This is a genomic window from Streptococcus sp. k-163 (assembly GCF_013277555.1).
Taxonomy (GTDB): Bacteria; Bacillota; Bacilli; order Lactobacillales; family Streptococcaceae; genus Streptococcus.
In genome coordinates, this window is the sequence record NZ_VMND01000029.1 from 1 (window position 1) to 905 (window position 905).

Genomic DNA, 905 nt, shown 5'->3' on the forward strand with positions numbered 1-905 from the left:
GTGACGATAGCCTAGGAGATACACCTGTACCCATGCCGAACACAGAAGTTAAGCCCTAGAACGCCGGAAGTAGTTGGGGGTTGCCCCCTGTGAGATATGGAAGTCGCTTAGCTCTAGGGAGTTTAGCTCAGCTGGGAGAGCATCTGCCTTACAAGCAGAGGGTCAGCGGTTCGATCCCGTTAACTCCCATAGGTCCCGTAGTGTAGCGGTTATCACGTCGCCCTGTCACGGCGAAGATCGCGGGTTCGATTCCCGTCGGGACCGTTTAAGATAACGAAAGTTATTTTAGACTCGTTAGCTCAGTTGGTAGAGCAATTGACTTTTAATCAATGGGTCACTGGTTCGAGCCCAGTACGGGTCATATATGCGGGTTTGGCGGAATTGGCAGACGCACCAGATTTAGGATCTGGCGCTTAACGGCGTGGGGGTTCAAGTCCCTTAACCCGCATTAAGATATAATAAATGAGCCGGCTTAGCTCAGTTGGTAGAGCATCTGATTTGTAATCAGAGGGTCGCGTGTTCAAGTCATGTAGCCGGCATTTTTAGATAGAAGAAAATAGTGCGAACGTAGTTCAGTGGTAGAACACCACCTTGCCAAGGTGGGGGTCGCGGGTTCGAATCCCGTCGTTCGCTTAGAGAGGCCGGGGTGGCGGAACTGGCAGACGCACAGGACTTAAAATCCTGCGATTGGTAACGATCGTACCGGTTCGATTCCGGTCCTCGGCATAATATAATGAGCACCCTTAGCTCAACTGGATAGAGTACCTGACTACGAATCAGGCGGTTAGAGGTTCGACTCCTCTAGGGTGCATTTTTATATTTAACTCGGGAAGTAGCTCAGCTTGGTAGAGTACTTGGTTTGGGACCAAGGTGTCGCAGGTTCGAATCCTGTCTTCCCGATTCAT

At 50.7% G+C, this 905-nt stretch carries 9 tRNA genes and 1 rRNA gene; all 10 read left to right on the forward strand.

The window, feature by feature from the left end:
- Positions 1-112: ribosomal RNA gene (rrf, locus tag HT731_RS09140) — 5S ribosomal RNA — on the forward strand; the annotation flags it as partial.
- Between the two features lie 4 nt (positions 113-116).
- Positions 117-189, forward strand: a tRNA-Val gene (locus tag HT731_RS09145).
- Between the two features lie 2 nt (positions 190-191).
- Positions 192-264 (forward strand) — tRNA-Asp (locus HT731_RS09150).
- Positions 265-288: 24 nt separating this feature from the next.
- Positions 289-361, forward strand: a tRNA-Lys gene (locus HT731_RS09155).
- A gap of 5 nt (positions 362-366) precedes the next feature.
- Positions 367-448, forward strand: a tRNA-Leu gene (locus HT731_RS09160).
- Positions 449-466: 18 nt separating this feature from the next.
- Positions 467-539 (forward strand) — tRNA-Thr (locus HT731_RS09165).
- 22 nt (positions 540-561) lie between these two features.
- Positions 562-633, forward strand: a tRNA-Gly gene (locus HT731_RS09170).
- A gap of 7 nt (positions 634-640) precedes the next feature.
- Positions 641-726, forward strand: a tRNA-Leu gene (locus tag HT731_RS09175).
- An 11-nt stretch (positions 727-737) separates the two neighbouring features.
- Positions 738-811, forward strand: a tRNA-Arg gene (locus HT731_RS09180).
- Positions 812-826: 15 nt separating this feature from the next.
- Positions 827-900 (forward strand) — tRNA-Pro (locus HT731_RS09185).
- The last annotated feature ends 5 nt before the right edge of the window (positions 901-905 follow it).